The sequence below is a fragment of the Streptomyces sp. NPDC001219 genome, from assembly GCF_053597915.1.
On sequence record NZ_JBSFJF010000021.1, the window covers coordinates 84,347 to 104,214 of the forward strand.

Here is a 19,868-nt window from a genome sequence, read left to right on the forward strand (position 1 = left end):
TAACCGATGAGCACCATTGACATCCTTTCGCCGGCAGGCGACAAGGCCGGTAGCGTCGAGCTCCCCACGGAGATCTTCGACGCCAAGGTCAGCGTTCCGCTGATCCACCAGGTCGTTGTCGCGCAGCTGGCCGCGGCCCGTCAGGGCACGCACAAGACCAAGACTCGCGGCGAGGTCCGCGGCGGTGGCAAGAAGCCGTACCGCCAGAAGGGCACCGGCCGGGCGCGTCAGGGTTCGACCCGTGCGCCGCAGTTCGCCGGCGGTGGCATCGTCCACGGCCCCGTGCCGCGTGACTACAGCCAGCGGACCCCGAAGAAGATGAAGGCCGCCGCCCTGCGCGGTGCCCTCACCGACCGGGCCCGCAACAGCCGTATCCACGTCGTTTCCGGCGTGGTCGAGGGCGACATCTCCACCAAGGCCGCCAAGGCTCTCCTCGGCAAGGTCAGCGAGCGCAAGAACGTGCTCCTGGTCGCCGAGCGCAGCGACGAGGCCGCGTGGCTGTCCGCCCGCAACCTGCCCCAGGTCCACATCCTGGAGCCGGGCCAGCTGAACACGTACGACGTGCTCGTCTCCGACGACGTGGTCTTCACCAAGGCCGCCTTCGAGTCCTTCGTGTCTGGCCCCAAGGCCAACGCTGAGACCGAAGGGAGCGACGCCTGATGACTGAGGCCGTCGTCACCAGCAAGACCTTCACGGACCCGCGCGACGTTCTCGTCAAGCCCGTGGTTTCCGAGAAGAGCTACGCGCTGCTGGACGAGAACAAGTACACGTTCATCGTCGCGCCCGGCAGCAACAAGACCCAGATCAAGCAGGCCGTCGAGGCGGTCTTCTCGGTCAAGGTCACCGGGGTCAACACGATCAACCGGCAGGGCAAGCGCAAGCGCACCCGCACCGGTTACGGCAAGCGCGCCGACACGAAGCGCGCCATCGTGACCCTCGCCGAGGGCGACCGTATCGACATCTTCGGCGGCCCGGTCTCCTAACGGAGTCCGAGTCGTCCGGAATCGGACGAGGACTGAGAAATGGGTATCCGCAAGTACAAGCCGACGACCCCGGGCCGTCGTGGCTCCAGCGTCGCCGACTTTGTCGAGATCACGCGGTCCACGCCGGAGAAGTCGCTGGTCCGCCCGCTGCACAGCAAGGGCGGCCGTAACAACGCCGGTCGTGTGACCGTTCGCCACCAGGGCGGTGGCCACAAGCGCGCCTACCGAGTGATCGACTTCCGTCGTCACGACAAGGACGGCGTGCCGGCCAAGGTCGCGCACATCGAGTACGACCCGAACCGCACCGCGCGCATCGCGCTGCTGCACTACGCAGACGGCGAGAAGCGCTACATCATCGCGCCCCGTGGCATGGCCCAGGGTGCTCGGATTGAGAACGGCCCTGGCGCCGACATCAAGCCGGGCAACAACCTGCCGCTGCGTCACATCCCCGTGGGTACGACGATCCACGCGATCGAGCTGCGTCCGGGCGGCGGTGCGAAGTTCGCCCGCTCGGCCGGTGCCTCCGTGCAGCTGCTGGCGAAGGAGGGCCGCATGGCTCACCTTCGTATGCCGTCCGGTGAGATCCGCCTGGTCGACGTCCGCTGCCGCGCCACTGTGGGCGAGGTCGGCAACGCCGAGCAGTCGAACATCAACTGGGGTAAGGCCGGCCGCATGCGCTGGAAGGGCGTCCGCCCGACCGTGCGTGGTGTCGTGATGAACCCCGTCGACCACCCGCACGGTGGTGGTGAGGGCAAGACCTCCGGTGGTCGCCACCCGGTCTCGCCGTGGGGTCAGAAGGAGGGTCGTACTCGTTCGCCGAAGAAGGCGAGCAACAAGTACATCGTCCGCCGCCGCAAGACGAACAAGAAGCGCTAGGAGCGGGTTTAGATGCCGCGCAGTCTCAAGAAGGGGCCCTTCGTCGACGACCACCTTTCCAAGAAGGTGGATGTTCAGAACGATGCCGGCACCAAGAACGTCATCAAGACCTGGTCCCGCCGCTCCATGATCGTCCCGGCCATGCTCGGTCACACGATCGCGGTGCATGACGGCCGCAAGCACGTCCCGGTGTTCGTCACCGAGTCGATGGTTGGCCACAAGCTCGGCGAGTTTGCGCCGACCCGCACCTTCCGCGGCCACGAGAAGGACGACCGCAAGTCGCGTCGTCGCTGATCGACCGGAGTGCGAAGACTATGACTGACACCGAAGGGACAACCATGGAAGCCAGGGCCCAGGCGCGGTACATCCGCGTCACGCCCATGAAGGCCCGCCGCGTGGTGGACCTTATCCGTGGCATGGATGCCACGGAGGCTCAGGCGGTCCTGCGTTTCGCCCCGCAGGCCGCGAGCGTGCCGGTGGGCAAGGTGCTTGACAGCGCCATTGCCAACGCCGCGCACAACTACGACCACACGGACGCCTCCACGCTGGTTATCAGCGAGGCGTTCGTCGACGAGGGCCCGACCCTGAAGCGGTTCCGTCCGCGTGCTCAGGGCCGTGCCTACCGGATCCGCAAGCGGACCAGCCACATCACCGTGGTCGTCAGCAGCAAGGAAGGAACCCGGTAATGGGCCAGAAGGTAAACCCGCACGGGTTCCGGCTCGGCGTCACGACGGACTTCAAGTCCCGCTGGTACGCCGACAAGCTGTACAAGGACTACGTCAAGGAAGACGTCGCCATTCGTCGCATGATGACGAAGGGCATGGAGCGCGCCGGTATCTCCAAGGTGGAGATCGAGCGCACCCGTGAGCGCGTCCGCGTTGACATCCACACCGCTCGTCCGGGCATCGTCATCGGCCGCCGCGGCGCCGAGGCGGACCGCATCCGCGGCGAGCTGGAGAAGCTGACCGGCAAGCAGGTCCAGCTGAACATCCTCGAGGTCAAGAACCCCGAGGTGGACGCTCAGCTGGTGGCCCAGGCCGTCGCCGAGCAGCTGTCCTCCCGCGTCTCCTTCCGTCGCGCCATGCGTAAGAGCATGCAGTCGACGATGAAGGCCGGCGCCAAGGGCATCAAGATCCAGTGTGGTGGCCGTCTCGGCGGTGCCGAGATGTCCCGCTCGGAGTTCTACCGCGAGGGCCGTGTGCCCCTGCACACGCTCCGTGCGAACGTCGACTACGGCTTCTTCGAGGCCAAGACCACCTTCGGCCGTATCGGCGTGAAGGTCTGGATCTACAAGGGCGACGTCAAGAACATCGCCGAGGTGCGTGCCGAGAACGCTGCCGCCCGTGCGGGTAACCGCCCGGCCCGCGGTGGCGGCAACGACCGCCCGCGCCGCGGTGGCGAGCGTGGCGGCCGTGGTGGCCGCAAGCCGCAGCAGCAGAACGCCGCTGCCGAGGCCCCCAAGGCCGAGGCCGCTGCCGCTGCTCCGGCGGAGACCCCCGGAACGGAGGCCTGACCGACATGCTGATCCCTCGCAGGGTCAAGCACCGCAAGCAGCACCACCCGAAGCGCAGCGGTATGGCCAAGGGTGGCACCGAGCTGGCCTTCGGTGAGTACGGCATTCAGGCCGTCACCCCGGCTTACGTGACGAACCGTCAGATCGAGTCCGCTCGTATCGCGATGACCCGTCACATCAAGCGTGGCGGCAAGGTCTGGATCAACATTTACCCGGACCGCCCGCTCACGAAGAAGCCGGCCGAAACCCGCATGGGTTCCGGTAAGGGTTCTCCGGAGTGGTGGGTCGCGAACGTCAAGCCCGGTCGGGTGATGTTCGAGCTGTCCTTCCCGAACGAAAAGGTTGCCAAGGAGGCGCTGACCCGCGCCGCCCACAAGCTTCCGATGAAGTGCCGCATCGTGCGGCGCGAGGCAGGTGAGTCGTGATGGCGGCCGGTACCAAGGCGACCGAGCTGCGCGAGCTGAATGACGAGGACCTCGTCGGCAAGCTTCGTGAGGCCAAGGAGGAGCTGTTCAACCTCCGCTTCCAGGCGGCGACCGGACAGCTTGAGAACCACGGTCGGCTCAAGTCCGTCCGTAAGGACATCGCCCGGATCTACACCCTGATGCGTGAGCGCGAGCTGGGCATCGAGACGGTGGAGAGCGCCTGATGAGCGAGAAGAATGTGACTGAGACGAACGAGCGCGGTTTCCGCAAGACCCGTGAGGGCCTCGTCGTCAGCGACAAGATGGACAAGACCGTCGTCGTCGCTGTCGAGGACCGCGTCAAGCACGCGCTGTACGGCAAGGTCATCCGCCGTACCAACAAGCTCAAGGCGCACGACGAGCAGAACGCTGCCGGCGTCGGCGACCGCGTCCTCCTGATGGAGACCCGGCCGCTGTCCGCCAGCAAGCGCTGGCGCATCGTCGAGATCCTCGAGAAGGCCAAGTAATCCCTCCTAGGGGTACGCCCTAGGAGCAGTTCCGCCAGGCTCGGCGAGAAGCGCGAAGCACTCGCGCTTCTCGCCGGGAACCGGCAGACATTCAGGAGATAGACGTGATCCAGCAGGAGTCGCGACTGCGTGTCGCCGACAACACTGGTGCGAAGGAAATCCTTTGCATCCGTGTTCTCGGTGGTTCCGGTCGCCGCTACGCGGGCATCGGTGACGTCATCGTCGCCACCGTGAAGGATGCGATCCCCGGTGGCAACGTGAAGAAGGGTGACGTCATCAAGGCGGTCATCGTTCGGACCGTCAAGGAGCGCCGCCGTCCCGACGGCTCGTACATCCGCTTCGACGAGAACGCGGCCGTCATCCTCAAGAACGATGGCGACCCCCGCGGCACCCGCATCTTCGGCCCCGTGGGCCGGGAACTGCGCGAGAAGAAGTTCATGAAGATCATCTCGCTCGCGCCGGAGGTGCTGTAACCGATGAAGATCAAGAAGGGCGACCTGGTCCAGGTCATCACCGGTAAGGACAAGGGCAAGCAGGGCAAGGTCATCCAGGCCTTCCCCCGCGAGGACCGCGTCCTGGTCGAGGGTGTCAACCGGGTCAAGAAGCACACCAAGGCCGGACAGACCGCTCGTGGGTCGAAGACCGGCGGCATCGTGACGACCGAGGCCCCCATCCACGTCAGCAACGTTCAGCTGGTCGTGGAGAAGGACGGCAACAAGGTCGTCACCCGCGTCGGGTACCGCTTCGACGACGAGGGCAACAAGATCCGCGTTGCCAAGCGGACCGGTGAGGACATCTGATGACTGCCACCACCAACGCGCCGCGTCTCAAGACGCGCTACCGCGAAGAGATCGCCGGGAAGCTGAAGGACGAGTTCTCCTACGAGAACGTCATGCAGATCCCCGGTCTGACCAAGATCGTGGTCAACATGGGTGTGGGCGACGCCGCCCGCGACTCCAAGCTGATCGAGGGCGCCATCAAGGACCTCACCACGATCACCGGCCAGAAGCCGGCCGTCACCAAGGCCCGGAAGTCCATCGCGCAGTTCAAGCTGCGTGAGGGTCAGCCGATCGGCGCCCACGTCACCCTCCGCGGTGACCGCATGTGGGAGTTCCTGGACCGCCTGCTGTCGCTCGCGCTGCCGCGCATCCGCGACTTCCGTGGTCTGTCCCCGAAGCAGTTCGACGGCCGGGGCAACTACACCTTCGGTCTCACGGAGCAGGTCATGTTCCACGAGATCGACCAGGACAAGATCGACCGTACCCGGGGTATGGACATCACCGTGGTCACCACGGCGACCAACGACGACGAGGGCCGGGCCCTCCTTCGTCACCTCGGCTTCCCGTTCAAGGAGGCGTGAGCGAGATGGCGAAGAAGGCTCTGATTGCCAAGGCTGCTCGCAAGCCGAAGTTCGGTGTGCGTGCGTACACGCGCTGCCAGCGCTGCGGCCGCCCGCACTCCGTTTACCGCAAGTTCGGCCTGTGCCGCGTGTGCCTTCGTGAGATGGCTCACCGTGGCGAGCTGCCGGGCGTGACCAAGAGCTCCTGGTAATCCCCCAGTTGGGATACCAGGGCTCTCGGTAAGCAATCGGCCGGCGGGCGCTCCCACCCCTTTTCCCGTAGGGTAGAAGGGTTTGGGCGCCCCGCCGCCCGAGACCGACCGCGGGCCGAGCCCGCATAAAGTCGCTTACTACGCCGTAGGTCCCCGCGCCGCACCCGTCCCGACACTGATCGGGGAGAGGGATGGCGCACATAGGAAACCCCGGCGAGAGAGGCCGAAGGCCAATTCATGACCATGACTGATCCCATCGCAGACATGCTGACCCGTCTGCGGAACGCGAACTCGGCGTACCACGACACCGTCGTGATGCCGCACAGCAAGATCAAGTCGCACATCGCGGAGATCCTCCAGCAGGAGGGTTACATCACCGGCTGGCGTGTCGAGGACGCCGAGGTTGGCAAGAACCTCGTCCTCGAGCTGAAGTTCGGCCCGAACCGCGAGCGCTCGATCGCCGGCATCAAGCGGATCTCGAAGCCGGGCCTCCGGGTCTACGCAAAGTCCACCAACCTGCCGAAGGTCCTCGGCGGCCTGGGCGTGGCGATCATCTCCACGTCCCACGGTCTCCTGACCGGCCAGCAGGCCAGCAAGAAGGGCGTGGGTGGGGAAGTCCTCGCCTACGTCTGGTAACCAGGGAACGGAGGAATAGCTAATGTCGCGCATTGGCAAGCTGCCCATCCAGGTTCCCGCTGGTGTGGACGTCACCATCGAGGGCCGGACGGTCGCGGTGAAGGGCCCCAAGGGTTCCCTCGCGCACACCGTCGCGGCGCCCATCGAGGTCGCCAAGGGTGAGGACGGCGTCATCAACGTCACCCGCCCGAACGACGAGCGTCAGAACAAGGCCCTGCACGGCCTGTCCCGCACGCTGGTGGCGAACATGATCACCGGCGTGACCCAGGGCTACAGCAAGGCTCTTGAGATCAGCGGTGTCGGCTACCGCGTCCAGGCCAAGGGCTCCAACCTGGAGTTCTCCCTGGGCTACAGCCACCCGATCCTGGTCGAGGCCCCCGAGGGGATCTCCTTCAAGGTCGAGTCGCCCACCAAGCTCAGCGTCGAGGGCATCGACAAGCAGAAGGTCGGCGAGGTGGCGGCGAACATCCGTAAGCTGCGCAAGCCTGACCCGTACAAGGCCAAGGGCGTCAAGTACGCCGGCGAGGTCATCCGCCGCAAGGTCGGAAAGGCTGGTAAGTAAGCCATGGCATACGGTGTGAAGATCGCTAAGGGTGACGCCTACAAGCGCGCCGCCGCTAAGCGTCGCCACATCCGCATCCGTAAGCGGATTTCGGGTACCCCGGAGCGTCCGCGTCTCGTGGTGACGCGGACCAACCGTGGCATCACGGCGCAGGTCATCGACGACATCGCGGGCCACACGCTCGCTTCGGCGTCGACCCTGGACGCTTCGATTCGTGGTGGCGAGGGCGACAAGAGCGCTCAGGCCAAGCAGGTCGGTTCCCTGGTTGCCGAGCGTGCCAAGGCCGCCGGTGTCGAGGCCGTCGTGTTCGACCGTGGTGGCAAGCAGTACGCCGGGCGGATTGCCGCTCTGGCCGACGCCGCCCGCGAAGCCGGGCTGAAGTTCTAAGCCCCGGTTCCGGAGCTAGCGGACGTAACAGAGAGAGGTAAATCCAATGGCTGGACCCCAGCGCCGCGGGAGCGGTGCCGGTGGCGGCGAGCGGCGGGACCGGAAGGGTCGCGACGGTGGCGCTGCCGCCGAGAAGACCGCATACGTTGAGCGCGTTGTCGCGATCAACCGTGTCGCCAAGGTTGTCAAGGGTGGCCGTCGCTTCAGCTTCACCGCGCTGGTCGTGGTGGGCGACGGTGACGGCACCGTAGGTGTCGGTTACGGCAAGGCCAAGGAAGTTCCGGCTGCCATCGCCAAGGGCGTGGAAGAGGCCAAGAAGAACTTCTTCAAGGTCCCCCGTATCCAGGGCACCATCCCTCACCCCATCCAGGGCGAGAAGGCTGCGGGCGTCGTCCTGCTCAAGCCGGCTTCCCCCGGTACCGGTGTGATCGCCGGTGGCCCCGTGCGTGCCGTTCTGGAGTGCGCGGGCATCCACGACGTGCTGAGCAAGTCGCTCGGTTCGTCGAACCCGATCAACATCGTGCACGCCACGGTGACCGCGCTTCAGGGCCTTCAGCGCCCCGAGGAGATCGCGGCCCGTCGTGGCCTGCCGCTGGAGGACGTTGCTCCCGCCGCTCTGCTGCGGGCGCGTGCAGGGGTGACCGCGTAATGGCGCACCTCAAGATCACGCAGACGAAGTCCTTCATCGGTAGCAAGCAGAACCACCGCGACACCCTCCGTTCGCTGGGCCTCAAGCGGCTCAACGACGTGGTTGTCAAGGAGGACCGCCCCGAGTTCCGCGGCATGGTGCAGACCGTCCGCCACCTCGTGACGGTTGAGGAGGTCGACTGACATGGCGGAGAACAACCCGCTGAAGGTCCACAACCTCCGGCCCGCCCCGGGCGCCAAGACCGCCAAGACCCGTGTCGGTCGTGGTGAGGCGTCCAAGGGTAAGACCGCTGGTCGTGGTACCAAGGGCACGAAGGCCCGTTACCAGGTTCCGGAGCGCTTCGAGGGTGGGCAGATGCCCCTCCACATGCGCCTCCCGAAGCTGAAGGGCTTCAAGAACCCCGCCCACAAGCAGTTCCAGGTCGTGAACCTGGCCAAGCTGGCCGAGCTCTACCCGCAGGGTGGCGAGGTCACGGTGGCCGACCTGATTGCCAAGGGCGCGGTGCGCAAGAACGAGCTCGTCAAGGTCTTGGGCCAGGGCGAGATCTCCGTGGCGCTGCAGGTTTCGGTTGACGCCGTTTCCGGCTCCGCCAAGGAGAAGATCGCCGCTGCCGGCGGCACCGTCACCGAGCTCATCTGACGGTCTGCATCCAGGCCGCTCAGGCCGCAGCCGGTTGAACGCAGGAGCCGGGAGTCCCTACGGGGCTCCCGGCTCCTGTGCGTTCCGGGGAGGTCGCACTCCGGGTCCGACGTGACGGACGCCATATAGTTGGCGCGGTCGCCGACTGGCCGGTTAGTGTTTATCTATTTTCCGTCCAGCGATTTCTTTGAATGGCTCCGCTGCCTGAGAATCATTCCGGATGGAAGCGTTCCGGGGTCGAACGGAATTGCTTGATCCACTTTGAGTCGTCTGTTACTCTCCCGGATATCGAACACACTTCGGACTCGCTATTTCTTCATCGATCAAGGCGATTCCGCGTGTTCGGTGTTTCTTGTGCATAGTTCGCAGGAATTATATCGGGAGGGGAAAGAATTATGGTCAACCGTATTGACGTCACCGCCGTCGCCAACTCCGTGGTGGGTGCCGAGGCCCGTGGCACCCTGCTGACTGCCGGAGGTGGCCCGGTGCTGGCCACGCCGACGGCCCTCCTCGTTGCCACCGCCATCCCGGCGGTCACCGCCACGCCGACCATCACCCGTCTCGGTGGCTACACGCCGGACGCCAACGAGGTCGCGCCGGAGCTGTCCGTCGACAGCGGGCTGTCCGCCGACAAGCTGATCGCTGCGCGCCTCTCTGCGTAAGCGATCCGCAAGTAGGTGATCTGAGCCGGCGGCCGTCGCATGTCTTTGTGCATGCGTCGGCCGTCGGTCGGCTATTCGTTACAGCTGCGCGTGGAGTTGGCCTTGAATATGGGAGACCGTAAATTCCTTTCGCATTCCGGGGCGGGGTGCCGCTCCGTGCAATCGCCGCCGGACATTGATGACGTCGTACGACAGGTGGAACGGTTGACGTCGGTCGGCGCCATTCTGGGGGCTCTGGAGCAGCTGAGCGACTCGGGCCGGAAGAACAGCGCGGAGTTGCTCCCCTGGAGCATCGCGCGGATCAGGTTCCCTGTTCTGGACCGAAAGCGTGGGCGCATCATCACGCGGGTGATCGAACCTCCGAAGGACGTCGCGATCCCCATCGTGCGACTGTTGGCCGCCACCCGGTTGCTCGTCGGCAACCCGGGCCGGGCCGAGCGGGCCGCGCTGCTGACGCTGTTGGCCGGAACGAGTGTGGCCACCAATATCCGGTCCGGCGGCCTGGGTATGGACGGCTCGGACCAGCTCGCCCTGATCAATTTCATCGTCGCGGGTCTGGAGAAGCTGTCCGGTTCGGACAGTAAGGCCCGGCAGGCATGTCTCTACTTCCTGGCGGGCCAGAGCGCGCTGTCGTATCTCACCTCGGGCCTGGTGAAGCTGACGTCCCCGACGTGGCGGAGTGGCGAGGCCATCACCGGTGTGCTGCGCACCCGGACGTACGGTGACCCGAAGCTCTTCGCCTACCTCAAGGACAAGCCGGAGTTGAGCCGGCTGCTGGCCTGGGCCGTCATCCTGGGCGAGACGCTGTATCCGGCGATGCTGCTGGTTCCCGACCGGATGAGCCGGGCCGGTCACGCCGCCGGTGTCGCCTTCCACCTGGCGAACGGCCGCTTCATGGGCCTCAACCGCTTTCTGTGGGCGTTCACCGGTACGTATCCGGCCGTGGACTACGCCCGCAAGCAGCTGCGAGGCACTCTTGGGCTCACCCGCTCATGAGCGGCCCGTCACACCGGCTGCGCCGGGCTTCGGCGATGGCACTGGGCGCCGCCGGTCTGGGCGCCGCCGCTGTCGGAGTGCGCGCTTTCCGGCACGCCAACACGGTGGTGCCGCGCCCGGGGGAGCAGGTCCTCCTGAGCGAGGGACCCGTGCACGCACTGTGGCGGCGGGCGGAGAACGGGCCGACAGTTGTCTTCGAGAACGCCTTGTTGTGCGCGCTCTCCGAATGGCTCTGGGTCACCGATGCACTGGACGAGTCCGTTCCGTTCCTCGCCTATGACCGCCCCGGTACGGGCTGGACGCCGAGGCTCAGGCGGGGACTGCAACCGGAGGCTTACGCCGATCGGTTGTGGGAACTCCTCCAACTGCTCAACCTGCCCGCACCGTATGTCCTTGTCGGCCATTCCGTGGGCGGAATCCTGGTCCGGAGCTTCGCGCTGCGCCACCCCGAGGTGGTCGCAGGTCTGGTCCTGGTCGACTCCTCGCACCCGGACCAGCTCGCGCGGTCACGCATCCAGCGCGAGGCGCTGCCCGGCTTCCGGCAGGGGGTCACCCTCGGATGCGTGCGGGCCGCAACCGGACGTATGTACGACGCCATGGCGCTGAGCCATGTCTGTGGCCTCCCCGGTGAGACCAAAGAGATGACGCGTCGTCAGCTCTCTCTTCCCGGCCCCTGGTACGGGGCGCGCGAGGAGGTGCGGTGGTGGCTCCGGGCGTGGAACGACGACGCGCGGCAGCTGTCCGGTCTGCCCGGGAAGCGGGTGGCCGTGGTCACCGCGGGACGGTCCGTACGACAGGACCCGGTGCACGGGGAGCTGCAGCGGGAGCTGGCCGGGCTGTCGTCCGAGCACCGGCACGAGACCGTGCCGGACGCCGAGCACGAGGCGCTGGTAATGGAACCGGGCCATGCCCGGACAGTGGCCGAGGCTGTCGCCTGGGTGCGCGCGGGTCACCGCCCGGCTTGAGACTTGAGGGGGAGCAGTGCAGAAGGTACTTCGCACCGGACGGCGGATCGCGCTGTACGGGGCGCTCGGATCCTGGTTCGCGGTCACCGCGCTCAACCAGCTCCAGAAGGCGGGGAAGATCCAGCAGAAGGTCGATCCGCTCCAGACATTCATTCCGAGTTGGCGGTTCTTCGGGCCGCACCCGGGCATGCACGACACCCATCTGCTGTTCCGCGACGAACTGCCGGACGGCACCCTCACCGAGTGGCAGGAGAAGGTGATCGTGGTCGAGCGGATGGCTCGGCACACGGTGTGGAACCCCAACCGGCGTCGGGAAAAGGTCATCTTTGACGCCGTGGAGGAGCTGAAGATCTTCGTCCGGCAGGAAGCACCGATGGAGAAGATGCAGCTCACCGTGCCATATCTGGTCATCCTCAACTATGTCACCCATCAGTGCGCGCACCATGAGGCCGCGGCCCGAACGCAGTTCCTGGTGGCCACTTCGCCCGGCTATGACGAAGACATCCCTCCGGAGATGTTCTTCGCCTCCGACATCCATGCAATGTGAGGAAGAGATGGCGCGAGACACCCCCGTGGCGGCCGCGTACGGCGCGACCATCGGGAAGTATCACGACACGATGTACCCACTGGTGGACCTGCCTGACATGGTGGAGTGCATCAAGCAGGTGGCCGCCCCGCCCAAGAAGGTCATCGACTTCGGTGCGGGCAGCGGCCGGCTCGCCCTCGCGCTGACGGAGCAGGGCTATACGGCGCACGCGGTGGATCTCTCCGCGGAGATGCTGGAGCGGCTGCGCACCGCCGACCTGTCCGGATCGGTGACCCGGCATCATTGCGACATCACCACCGTCGACGCGGGCAACGACTTCGATGTCGTGGTGATCACGAACAGCACCCTGTTCATGCTGCCCACGCCCGAGCAGCAGCGGCAGGCACTCGCCAGGGCGGCCGCTCATCTGTCCCGGGACGGCCGCCTTCTGGTGGAGGTCTACGAACCGAGCTTCTATCACCAGCTGTCGCGGCCTCACACGCAGAGTTCCGTACTGCCCGACGGCACGTTGGTCGTCGACTCCGTCACCAACGACCCGGTCCAGCAGCTGGTTGTGATGCTGCGGACGTTCGTCAGCCATGGAGTCACCGAGACCTTTCCCGAGGTCAGCAGGTACACCTGGCCAGGAGAGCTGGACTTGATGGCGGAGTTGGAAGGCTTGCGGCTCGTGGAGAGGTGGAGCGACTGGGCGAAAACGCCGTTCGACCGTTCCGCCGTCCGGCACGTTTCGCTCTACCGGCTGGGCCCGCAGGCCGGTTGACAGCGTCGACTGCGATGCCGCTTTCCTTGGTCGGTCGTTCCTAGCCGGTCGCCGTCGCCGGTAAGGTGGCGTGCGATGTTAATGTCCGCGTGGCATCTGTCTACGCGGGTTTTGGCCGCTACGTATCCGTCGTTCCTCAAGACCGTCACCTCTCGCCTGTAACGGTGGGAGGCGCAGGAGGCACCGTGCTCACCGCGTTCGCCCGAGCGTTCAAGACGCCCGACCTGCGCAAGAAGCTGCTGTTCACATTGGGCATCATCGTGATCTATCGGCTCGGCGCCCATGTCCCGGTCCCTGGGGTGGATTACGCGAACGTCGAGACCTGCATCAAGCAGGCCGGCGGCAACAGCGGGTTGTTCGCCCTGGTGAACATGTTCAGCGGCAACGCACTGCTGCAGATCACGATCTTCGCGATGGGGATCATGCCGTACATCACGGCGAGCATCATCCTCCAGTTGCTCACGGTCGTGATCCCGCGGCTCGAGGCTCTCAAGAAAGAGGGTCAGAGCGGCCAGGCGAAGATCACCCAGTACACCCGCTATCTGACCGTGGCGCTGGCGATCATGCAGGGCACGGGCGTTCTGGCCGCCGCCCGCAGCGGTGCGTTCTTCCAGAACTGCCCGGTCGGAACCGAGATCATCCCCAGCGACTCGGTCTTCAGCACCATCACGATGGTCGTCACCATGACCGCCGGCACCTGTCTGATCATGTGGCTTGGTGAGTTGATCACCGACCGCGGCATCGGCAACGGCATGTCGATCTTGATGTTCATCTCGATCGCCTCCAGCTTCCCGAGTGCCCTGTGGCAGATCAAGCTCACCGGCAAGCTGGCCGACGGCTGGATCGAGTTCTTCGCCGTGATTGCGGTGGGCCTGGTGATGGTCGCCCTGGTGGTCTTCGTCGAGCAGGCCCAGCGGCGCATTCCGGTGCAGTACGCGAAGCGGATGATCGGCCGCCGGTCCTATGGCGGTACGTCCACTTACATCCCGCTCAAGGTGAACCAGGCAGGTGTGATTCCTGTCATCTTCGCGTCATCGCTGCTCTACATTCCAGCCCTCATCGCACAGTTCAGCGGGTCGAAGGCGGCATGGGCGACGTGGATCGCCACCAACTTCACCAAGGGAAATCACCCGGTTTACATCGTTACGTACTTCCTGCTGATCGTGTTCTTCGCCTTCTTCTACGTGGCCATCAGCTTCAACCCCGAAGAAGTTGCCGACAACATGAAGAAGTATGGTGGCTTCATCCCGGGTATCCGGGCTGGTCGCCCGACGGCCGAGTACCTCAGCTACGTGCTCAACCGGATCACGTGGCCGGGCTCGCTGTACCTGGGGCTGATCGCGCTCGTACCAACAGTGGCGTTGGTGCTCTTCAACGCGAACCAGAACTTCCCGTTCGGCGGGACAAGCATCCTCATCATCGTGGGTGTGGGCCTGGAGACCGTGAAGCAGATCGAGAGCCAGCTTCAGCAGCGCAACTACGAAGGGTTCCTCCGCTGATGCGAATCGTCCTCGTCGGACCCCCGGGGGCCGGCAAGGGTACGCAGGCTGCGTACCTTGCCAAGAACCTCGCGATCCCGCACATCTCCACGGGGGACCTGTTCCGCGCCAACATCAGCCAGGGGACGCCCCTCGGCCGCGAGGCGAAGTCATACATGGACGCCGGCAATCTGGTGCCCGACTCGGTCACCATCGCGATGGCCGAGGACCGTATGGAGCAGCCCGACGCGGCCGACGGCTTCCTCCTGGACGGCTTCCCCCGCAACCTGGGCCAGGCCAAGGCGCTGGACGAGTACCTCAAGGACAACCACCTCAAGCTGGACGCCGTCCTGGACCTGGAGGTCCCCGAGGACGAGGTCGTCAAGCGGATCGCCGGCCGGCGCATCTGCCGCAACGACAGCAGCCACGTCTTCCACGCCGAGTACAACAAGCCGGAGGCCGAGGGCGTCTGTGACGTCTGCGGCGGCGAGCTGTACCAGCGGGACGACGACCGTGAGGAGACCGTCCGCAAGCGCCTGGAGGTCTACCACACGGAGACCGAGCCGATCATCGACTACTACAAGGCCCAGGGCCTGGTGGTGGACATCCCCGCGATGGGGAAGGTCGACGAGGTCACCCAGCGCGCGATGGCGGCTCTGCCGTCCCGCGACGCGTAACAGCACACAGCGTCCCTACGGCCGCGGTGCCCGCAACGGGTACCGCGGCCGTATCGTGTACGGGGTGGTCGGACGACCGCCGCAGAAGCGTTGTAGTCGGTTCAGGAAAGGCGCCAGCCGTCATGGTGGAGATCAAGACCCCCGAGCAGATCGCGAAGATGCGCGAGGCGGGGCTGGTGGTCGCCGCCATTCACGCGGCGACCCGGAAGGCCGCGGTGCCGGGCGCCACGACCAAGGACCTGGACGACGCGGCACGCAAGGTGCTCGCCGAACACGGAGCGAAGTCGAACTTCCTCGGTTACGGCGGCTTCCCCGCCACGATCTGCACCTCGGTCAACGATGTCGTGGTCCACGGCATCCCCGACACCGAGACGGTGCTGCAGAACGGCGACATCATCTCCATCGACTGCGGCGCGATCATCGACGGCTGGCACGGCGACGCGGCGTACACCGCCTTCGTCGGGTCCGGTCACTCGGCCGAGCTGGTCGAGCTGAGCCGGGTCACCGAGGAGTCGATGTGGGCGGGCATCGCTGCGGTGGCCAAGGGCAACCGCCTGGTGGACATCTCCCGGGCGATCGAGGGCTACATCCGCCGCCAGCCGCGCCCGACCAGCGGTAAGTACGGCATCGTCGAGGACTACGGCGGCCACGGCATCGGCTCGCAGATGCACATGGACCCGCATCTGCTGAACTACGTCGACCGCAAGCGCGGCCGCGGCCCGAAGCTGGTGCCCGGCTTCTGCATCGCGATCGAGCCGATGGTGAACCTCGGCACGGCCAAGACCCACGTCCTCGAGGACGACTGGACGGTCAAGTCGAACGACGGCAGCTGGTCCTCGCACTGGGAGCACTCGGTCGCGCTGACCGAGGACGGCCCGCTGGTGCTGACCGCGCCGGACGGCGGCAAGGCCAAGCTCGCCGAGCTGGGGATCACGGCGGCGCCCGACCCCCTGGTCTGAGCCGGGCCCGCGGCCCTGGCATGAGCCGGGCCCGCCGCCCTGGCGTAAGGATCACGCCCGATGGGCAATAATCCTGGATTCGTCTTTTCCTGGACGCTGGCGTAGACTGACGCGTCGGCTCTCGTGCATCCGTATGCCCTCTTGGTCGGGGGCGTGGTGCGGGATAGTCGATCAAGGTAGCCGATTCGAAGGGCGAAGCGTGGCCAAGAAGCAAGGTGCCATCGAGATCGAGGGCACCGTGATCGAGTCCCTCCCGAACGCCATGTTCAAGGTGGAGCTCCAGAACGGTCACAAGGTCCTCGCGCACATCAGCGGCAAGATGCGGATGCACTACATCCGTATCCTCCCGGATGACCGGGTCGTGGTGGAGCTTTCTCCGTACGACCTGACGCGTGGCCGGATCGTCTACCGCTACAAGTAGATCTTGTCGCCGCCCCGCTCCCGTGGGGTGACGGCACTGACCCGGAGAACCTCACATCCCATGAAGGTCAAGCCGAGCGTCAAGAAGATCTGCGACAAGTGCAAGGTGATCCGCCGCCACGGCCGGGTCATGGTCATCTGCGACAACCTGCGCCACAAGCAGCGCCAGGGCTGACGCACGCCGACCACCTGCATTTCGCAGTTTTCGCGCGACGCAAGCACATACGTACATACGCAGTCACCCGACCCCCGCATCACGTGCGCGGGGACGACACCCTCGGCTCGGAGGCCGGGGACCCGGCTCGTAATTCTGCAGAGTCTTACGGGAACGGTGCTGCGGAAGACCTCCGAATAGCCATCAGGAGCCACATCAATGGCACGCCTCGCAGGCGTTGATCTCCCGCGCGAAAAGCGTGTGGAGGTCGCCCTCACCTACGTCTTCGGTATCGGGCGGACGCTGTCGCAGCAGACTCTCGCTGCCACCGGCGTCGACCCCAACACCCGGGTTCGCGACCTGGCCGAGGAAGACCTCGTCAAGATCCGCGAGTACGTGGACAACAACCTCAAGACCGAGGGTGACCTCCGTCGCGAGATCCAGGCCGACATCCGCCGCAAGGTCGAGATCGGCTGCTACCAGGGTCTGCGCCACCGTCGCGGTCTGCCGGTGCACGGTCAGCGCACCAGCACGAACGCCCGTACCCGCAAGGGCCCGCGTCGCGCGATCGCCGGCAAGAAGAAGCCGGGCAAGAAGTAGTCCTCAGCAGGACGCTTACCAGCGGTCTTCGCTGTAGGACCGACCACCTCCACGGGAGTAATGAATGCCTCCGAAGGGCCGTACGGCCGGCGCCAAGAAGGTGCGCCGCAAGGAGAAGAAGAACGTTGCCCACGGGCACGCTCACATCAAGAGCACGTTCAACAACACGATCGTCTCGATCACGGACCCCACGGGCAACGTGATCTCTTGGGCCTCTGCCGGCCACGTCGGCTTCAAGGGCTCGCGCAAGTCCACCCCCTTCGCCGCGCAGATGGCCGCCGAGTCGGCCGCCCGCCGCGCGCAGGAGCACGGCATGCGCAAGGTCGACGTCTTCGTCAAGGGTCCCGGCTCCGGCCGTGAGACCGCGATCCGCTCCCTCCAGGCCACCGGCCTCGAGGTGGGTTCGATCCAGGACGTCACCCCCACTCCGCACAACGGATGCCGCCCGCCCAAGCGCCGGCGCGTCTGACGCACTGAGGTAACGGAGACAACTGGAAAATGGCGCGTTATACCGGGGCCGACTGCAAGCGTTGCCGTCGGGAGAAGCAGAAGCTCTTCCTCAAGGGGAGCAAGTGCGAGAGCGCGAAGTGCCCGATCGAGATCCGTCCTTACCCCCCGGGTGAGCACGGTCGCGGGCGCACCAAGGACAGCGAGTACCTCCTTCAGCTTCGTGAGAAGCAGAAGTGCAGCCGTATCTACGGTGTCCTGGAGAAGCAGTTCGTGAACTACTACAAGGAAGCGAACCAGAAGACCGGCAAGACCGGTGAGAACCTTCTGCGCATCCTTGAGACCCGCCTCGACAACGTGGTCTACCGGGCCGGCTTCGCCAAGTCCCGCGACCACGCCCGTCAGCTGGTGCGTCACGGACACGTCAACGTGAACGGCCGCAAGACCGACATTCCGTCGGCGCGCGTGGCCGTGAACGACATCATCGAGGTCCGCGAGGGCTCTCGGAACCTGACCCCGTTCGCGGTGGCGCAGGCCGAGGCCGGCGAGAAGACCGTTCCGGCCTGGCTGGAAGCGATCCCCTCGAACCTCCGGATTCTCGTGCACAGCATGCCCGAGCGCCAGGTGATCGACACCCAGGTGCAGGAGCAGCTGATCGTCGAGCTCTACTCCAAGTAAGAGCTGACCGGTGGGGGCGGTACGGAGCCGATGGCGCCGTGCCGCCCGTACCCTTGTCAGTACAGCGGGCGTCAAATAGCGGGCGTCCACGACTGAAGGATCGAACACCATGCTGATTGCTCAGCGTCCCTCGTTGACCGAAGAGGTCGTCGACGAATACCGCTCCCGGTTCGTGATCGAGCCGCTGGAGCCGGGCTTCGGCTACACCCTCGGCAACTCCCTGCGCCGTACCCTCCTGTCCTCGATTCCGGGTGCGGCGGTCACGTCCATCCGCATCGACGGTGTCCTGCACGAGTTCACCACCGTGCCGGGCGTCAAGGAGGACGTCACCGACCTCATCCTCAACATCAAGCAGCTGGTCGTCTCCTCGGAGCACGACGAGCCGGTCGTGATGTACCTGCGCAAGCAGGGCCCCGGCCTGGTCACCGCTGCTGACATCGCGCCCCCGGCCGGTGTCGAGGTGCACAACCCGGACCTGGTCCTCGCCACCCTCAACGGCAAGGGCAAGCTGGAGATGGAGCTGACCGTCGAGCGCGGTCGCGGCTACGTCTCCGCCGTCCAGAACAAGCAGGTGGGCCAGGAGATCGGCCGTATCCCGGTCGACTCCATCTACAGCCCCGTGCTCAAGGTCACCTACAAGGTCGAGGCGACCCGTGTCGAGCAGCGCACCGACTTCGACAAGCTGATCGTCGACGTCGAGACCAAGCAGGCCATGCGCCCGCGTGACGCCATGGCGTCCGCCGGTAAGACCCTGGTCGAGCTGTTCGGTCTGGCGCGCGAGCTCAACATCGACGCCGAGGGCATCGACATGGGCCCGTCCCCGACGGACGCCGCCCTGGCCGCCGATCTGGCGCTGCCGATCGAGGAGCTGGAGCTCACGGTCCGCTCGTACAACTGCCTCAAGCGTGAGGGCATCCACTCCGTGGGTGAGCTCGTGGCGCGCTCCGAGGCCGACCTGCTCGACATCCGCAACTTCGGTGCGAAGTCGATCGACGAGGTCAAGGCGAAGCTGGCCGGTATGGGCCTGGCGCTGAAGGACTCGCCTCCCGGGTTCGACCCGACCGCCGCCGCCGACGCGTTCGGTGCGGACGACGACGCGGACGCGGGCTTCGTCGAGACCGAGCAGTACTAAGAACTCGGGCCGGACGGCCTGATCGCGACTGCGGGCCGGCTGCGGCTGGTCGCGCAGTTCCCCGCGCCCCTTACAGGGCGCGGGGGTCCCGCCCCTCTCCTCGCGGGAGGGGCTGGTTGTTGCCGGTGAGCAACCGCTCACCGGGTCCTGACCTCGGTACCTGATACGGCCGGGGCAGATACCAAGGAGAAAGAAAATGCCGAAGCCCGCCAAGGGTGCCCGTCTGGGCGGCAGCGCTGCGCACGAGCGCCTCATGCTGCGCAACCTGGCCACCTCGCTCTTCGAGCACGGCCGCATCACGACGACCGAGGCCAAGGCCCGTCGTCTGCGTCCGTACGCGGAGCGTCTGGTGACCAAGGCGAAGAAGGGCGACCTTCACAACCGCCGTCAGGTCATGCAGCTGATCTCGGACAAGAGCGTCGTGCACACGCTCTTCACCGAGATCGCCCCGCGGTTCGAGAACCGCCCGGGTGGCTACACCCGTATCACCAAGATCGGTAACCGTCGTGGCGACAACGCTCCCATGGCCGTCATCGAGCTGGTGGAGGCGCTGACCGTGGCCCAGCAGGCCACCGGTGAGGCCGAGGCCGCGACCAAGCGTGCGGCCAAGGACGCGGAGGCGGCCACGGCTGCCGAGGCGACCGAGGAGTCGAAGGACGCCTGAGTC

34 protein-coding genes are annotated in these 19,868 nt (G+C 65.9%); all 34 read left to right on the forward strand.

Annotated features, from left to right (window positions below):
• Positions 1-6 precede the first annotated feature (6 nt).
• The 34 genes from rplD to rplQ all read left to right on the forward strand — a co-directional run bounded on the left by rplD (position 7) and on the right by rplQ (position 19,865).
• Positions 7-660 (forward strand): 50S ribosomal protein L4, encoded by a 654-nt coding sequence (gene rplD, locus ACWC9R_RS16400; protein ID WP_450732135.1) that lies wholly within the window; start codon positions 7-9, stop codon positions 658-660.
• Complete coding sequence (gene rplW / locus ACWC9R_RS16405) at positions 660-983, forward strand: 50S ribosomal protein L23 (protein WP_069567068.1); 324 nt, start codon at positions 660-662, stop codon at positions 981-983. The genes rplD and rplW overlap by 1 nt, the downstream gene beginning before the upstream one ends.
• 39 nt (positions 984-1,022) lie before the next feature.
• A complete protein-coding gene (gene rplB / locus ACWC9R_RS16410) occupies positions 1,023-1,859 on the forward strand; it encodes a 50S ribosomal protein L2 (RefSeq protein WP_364880221.1) in 837 nt (278 codons plus the stop codon).
• Positions 1,860-1,871: 12 nt separating this feature from the next.
• Positions 1,872-2,153, forward strand: a complete 282-nt coding sequence (rpsS, locus tag ACWC9R_RS16415) for a 30S ribosomal protein S19 (protein WP_018090899.1) — start codon at positions 1,872-1,874, stop codon at positions 2,151-2,153.
• A gap of 44 nt (positions 2,154-2,197) precedes the next feature.
• Entirely contained in the window at positions 2,198-2,545 is a 348-nt protein-coding gene (gene rplV, locus ACWC9R_RS16420; protein WP_159747089.1) for a 50S ribosomal protein L22, read from the forward strand.
• Positions 2,545-3,372 (forward strand): 30S ribosomal protein S3, encoded by an 828-nt coding sequence (gene rpsC, locus ACWC9R_RS16425; protein WP_450732137.1) that lies wholly within the window; start codon positions 2,545-2,547, stop codon positions 3,370-3,372. Before rplV ends, rpsC begins: the two co-directional genes overlap by 1 nt.
• A gap of 5 nt (positions 3,373-3,377) precedes the next feature.
• On the forward strand, positions 3,378-3,797 hold the full coding sequence (rplP, locus tag ACWC9R_RS16430; protein ID WP_006604880.1) for a 50S ribosomal protein L16: 420 nt from the start codon (positions 3,378-3,380) through the stop codon (positions 3,795-3,797).
• Positions 3,797-4,021, forward strand: a complete 225-nt coding sequence (rpmC, locus tag ACWC9R_RS16435; RefSeq protein ID WP_018090896.1) for a 50S ribosomal protein L29 — start codon at positions 3,797-3,799, stop codon at positions 4,019-4,021. The genes rplP and rpmC overlap by 1 nt, the downstream gene beginning before the upstream one ends.
• Positions 4,021-4,302, forward strand: coding sequence for a 30S ribosomal protein S17 (rpsQ, locus tag ACWC9R_RS16440; protein ID WP_030589651.1), 282 nt, complete (start codon positions 4,021-4,023; stop codon positions 4,300-4,302). The genes rpmC and rpsQ overlap by 1 nt, the downstream gene beginning before the upstream one ends.
• 104 nt (positions 4,303-4,406) lie before the next feature.
• Entirely contained in the window at positions 4,407-4,775 is a 369-nt protein-coding gene (gene rplN / locus ACWC9R_RS16445) for a 50S ribosomal protein L14 (protein ID WP_003992364.1), read from the forward strand.
• Between the two features lie 3 nt (positions 4,776-4,778).
• Positions 4,779-5,102, forward strand: coding sequence for a 50S ribosomal protein L24 (gene rplX, locus ACWC9R_RS16450; protein ID WP_030062892.1), 324 nt, complete (start codon positions 4,779-4,781; stop codon positions 5,100-5,102).
• Positions 5,102-5,662 (forward strand): 50S ribosomal protein L5, encoded by a 561-nt coding sequence (gene rplE, locus ACWC9R_RS16455; protein ID WP_018090895.1) that lies wholly within the window; start codon positions 5,102-5,104, stop codon positions 5,660-5,662. The genes rplX and rplE overlap by 1 nt, the downstream gene beginning before the upstream one ends.
• Positions 5,663-5,667: 5 nt before the next feature.
• Entirely contained in the window at positions 5,668-5,853 is a 186-nt protein-coding gene (locus tag ACWC9R_RS16460; RefSeq protein WP_003956452.1) for a type Z 30S ribosomal protein S14, read from the forward strand.
• Positions 5,854-6,090: 237 nt separating this feature from the next.
• Entirely contained in the window at positions 6,091-6,489 is a 399-nt protein-coding gene (rpsH, locus tag ACWC9R_RS16465; protein WP_006604885.1) for a 30S ribosomal protein S8, read from the forward strand.
• Positions 6,490-6,511: 22 nt separating this feature from the next.
• The gene (gene rplF, locus ACWC9R_RS16470) at positions 6,512-7,051 is read left to right on the forward strand and encodes a 50S ribosomal protein L6 (protein ID WP_450732140.1); all 540 of its coding nucleotides are present in this window, start codon (positions 6,512-6,514) and stop codon (positions 7,049-7,051) included.
• Between the two features lie 3 nt (positions 7,052-7,054).
• The gene (gene rplR, locus ACWC9R_RS16475) at positions 7,055-7,438 is read left to right on the forward strand and encodes a 50S ribosomal protein L18 (protein ID WP_018090893.1); all 384 of its coding nucleotides are present in this window, start codon (positions 7,055-7,057) and stop codon (positions 7,436-7,438) included.
• A 46-nt stretch (positions 7,439-7,484) separates the two neighbouring features.
• A complete protein-coding gene (rpsE, locus tag ACWC9R_RS16480) occupies positions 7,485-8,087 on the forward strand; it encodes a 30S ribosomal protein S5 (protein ID WP_006604888.1) in 603 nt (200 codons plus the stop codon).
• Positions 8,087-8,269, forward strand: a complete 183-nt coding sequence (rpmD, locus tag ACWC9R_RS16485; protein WP_398553602.1) for a 50S ribosomal protein L30 — start codon at positions 8,087-8,089, stop codon at positions 8,267-8,269. The genes rpsE and rpmD overlap by 1 nt, the downstream gene beginning before the upstream one ends.
• A 1-nt stretch (position 8,270) precedes the next feature.
• Complete coding sequence (rplO, locus tag ACWC9R_RS16490) at positions 8,271-8,726, forward strand: 50S ribosomal protein L15 (RefSeq protein WP_362605948.1); 456 nt, start codon at positions 8,271-8,273, stop codon at positions 8,724-8,726.
• Between the two features lie 395 nt (positions 8,727-9,121).
• Positions 9,122-9,388 (forward strand): hypothetical protein, encoded by a 267-nt coding sequence (locus tag ACWC9R_RS16495; RefSeq protein WP_450732144.1) that lies wholly within the window; start codon positions 9,122-9,124, stop codon positions 9,386-9,388.
• Between the two features lie 348 nt (positions 9,389-9,736).
• Positions 9,737-10,384, forward strand: coding sequence for a hypothetical protein (locus ACWC9R_RS16500; protein WP_450732145.1), 648 nt, complete (start codon positions 9,737-9,739; stop codon positions 10,382-10,384).
• Positions 10,381-11,349: an alpha/beta fold hydrolase gene (locus tag ACWC9R_RS16505; RefSeq protein ID WP_450732147.1), complete on the forward strand. Its 969-nt coding sequence runs from the start codon at positions 10,381-10,383 to the stop codon at positions 11,347-11,349. Before ACWC9R_RS16500 ends, ACWC9R_RS16505 begins: the two co-directional genes overlap by 4 nt.
• A 16-nt stretch (positions 11,350-11,365) precedes the next feature.
• Positions 11,366-11,896: a hypothetical protein gene (locus ACWC9R_RS16510; RefSeq protein WP_450732148.1), complete on the forward strand. Its 531-nt coding sequence runs from the start codon at positions 11,366-11,368 to the stop codon at positions 11,894-11,896.
• Between the two features lie 7 nt (positions 11,897-11,903).
• Complete coding sequence (locus tag ACWC9R_RS16515; RefSeq protein WP_450732149.1) at positions 11,904-12,656, forward strand: class I SAM-dependent methyltransferase; 753 nt, start codon at positions 11,904-11,906, stop codon at positions 12,654-12,656.
• A gap of 185 nt (positions 12,657-12,841) precedes the next feature.
• Positions 12,842-14,155 carry a preprotein translocase subunit SecY gene (gene secY / locus ACWC9R_RS16520; RefSeq protein WP_450732151.1) on the forward strand — a complete coding sequence of 438 codons (1,314 nt, stop codon included), beginning with the start codon at positions 12,842-12,844 and terminating at the stop codon, positions 14,153-14,155.
• Complete coding sequence (locus tag ACWC9R_RS16525) at positions 14,155-14,811, forward strand: adenylate kinase (RefSeq protein ID WP_450732152.1); 657 nt, start codon at positions 14,155-14,157, stop codon at positions 14,809-14,811. Before secY ends, ACWC9R_RS16525 begins: the two co-directional genes overlap by 1 nt.
• A gap of 122 nt (positions 14,812-14,933) precedes the next feature.
• Positions 14,934-15,770 carry a type I methionyl aminopeptidase gene (gene map / locus ACWC9R_RS16530; RefSeq protein WP_450732154.1) on the forward strand — a complete coding sequence of 279 codons (837 nt, stop codon included), beginning with the start codon at positions 14,934-14,936 and terminating at the stop codon, positions 15,768-15,770.
• Between the two features lie 199 nt (positions 15,771-15,969).
• Complete coding sequence (infA, locus tag ACWC9R_RS16535) at positions 15,970-16,191, forward strand: translation initiation factor IF-1 (protein WP_003956442.1); 222 nt, start codon at positions 15,970-15,972, stop codon at positions 16,189-16,191.
• 60 nt (positions 16,192-16,251) lie between these two features.
• Positions 16,252-16,365 (forward strand): 50S ribosomal protein L36, encoded by a 114-nt coding sequence (rpmJ, locus tag ACWC9R_RS16540; protein ID WP_003956441.1) that lies wholly within the window; start codon positions 16,252-16,254, stop codon positions 16,363-16,365.
• Positions 16,366-16,563: 198 nt separating this feature from the next.
• Positions 16,564-16,944 (forward strand): 30S ribosomal protein S13, encoded by a 381-nt coding sequence (gene rpsM, locus ACWC9R_RS16545; RefSeq protein ID WP_100604412.1) that lies wholly within the window; start codon positions 16,564-16,566, stop codon positions 16,942-16,944.
• 64 nt (positions 16,945-17,008) lie between these two features.
• Complete coding sequence (gene rpsK, locus ACWC9R_RS16550) at positions 17,009-17,413, forward strand: 30S ribosomal protein S11 (protein WP_004571845.1); 405 nt, start codon at positions 17,009-17,011, stop codon at positions 17,411-17,413.
• 29 nt (positions 17,414-17,442) lie between these two features.
• Positions 17,443-18,069: a 30S ribosomal protein S4 gene (rpsD, locus tag ACWC9R_RS16555; protein ID WP_450732156.1), complete on the forward strand. Its 627-nt coding sequence runs from the start codon at positions 17,443-17,445 to the stop codon at positions 18,067-18,069.
• Positions 18,070-18,178: 109 nt separating this feature from the next.
• Complete coding sequence (locus ACWC9R_RS16560) at positions 18,179-19,201, forward strand: DNA-directed RNA polymerase subunit alpha (protein WP_003956430.1); 1,023 nt, start codon at positions 18,179-18,181, stop codon at positions 19,199-19,201.
• 196 nt (positions 19,202-19,397) lie between these two features.
• Positions 19,398-19,865, forward strand: coding sequence for a 50S ribosomal protein L17 (rplQ, locus tag ACWC9R_RS16565; protein WP_030074813.1), 468 nt, complete (start codon positions 19,398-19,400; stop codon positions 19,863-19,865).
• Positions 19,866-19,868 lie beyond the last annotated feature (3 nt).